This is a genomic window from Pararobbsia alpina, from assembly GCF_902859895.1.
In the GTDB taxonomy this organism is placed as follows: Bacteria; Pseudomonadota; Gammaproteobacteria; order Burkholderiales; family Burkholderiaceae; genus Pararobbsia; species Pararobbsia alpina.
The window spans coordinates 1-527 of record NZ_CADIKM010000242.1 but is presented as its reverse complement, the minus strand read 5'-3'; the positions used below and the strand labels follow the sequence as shown (position 1 = coordinate 527).

The 527-nt window shown below is 59.6% G+C and carries 2 protein-coding genes; one reads left to right on the top strand and one right to left on the bottom strand.

The window, feature by feature from the left end:
* Window positions 1–184 (top strand): MipA/OmpV family protein (locus HV670_RS30480; RefSeq protein WP_175108610.1); only part of this gene is annotated, 184 nt, incomplete at its 5' end.
* 163 nt (window positions 185–347) lie between these two features.
* Here HV670_RS30480 and HV670_RS30770 read toward each other — a convergent pair.
* The coding region (locus HV670_RS30770) for a hypothetical protein (RefSeq protein ID WP_217478572.1) at window positions 348–527 on the bottom strand (180 nt) is incomplete at its 5' end.

Sequence of the window (527 nt, the reverse complement as noted above, 5' to 3'; positions counted from 1 at the left end):
CACGAGTGCAGGACTACGCGACGTTCACCTTAACGCATACGCGAGCTATGACATCTCGAAGAAATGGGTCGGCTCGTTGGCCGTTACCGTTGGCCGGCTGCAACACGACGCCGCACACAGTCCCATCACGGAGCGCCGGGATGAACTGAACATAGTGACCGCAATCAACTACCGCTTCAGATAGTGGGTGCTGTCCGCGCGAGGCGGCCTTTCGACATCAAATAGGCAGCAGGCAAGCGAGTCAACCATACGGCGGGGATCGCTCGCATTCGATGCTGCAGCCTCGGGAATCACTGGAGCAGGCTTCGGATTCAACCGGTCAATGCAACACAATAGAAACCACGCGATCATCGCGCTTCAGACCGGGTCCCGACGCCAGCCTGGCGTGAAAGCGTCAGCCACGCAGCAGGTACAAGCCGCTGGCACCCCTGAAACCCCAGCGCCGCGCCGCCGACAGCCAGCAGAACGGGAATCAGGAAATCCTGACCCACGCGGGTAAATTCGAAAACGAGAACCACGGCCGTAAT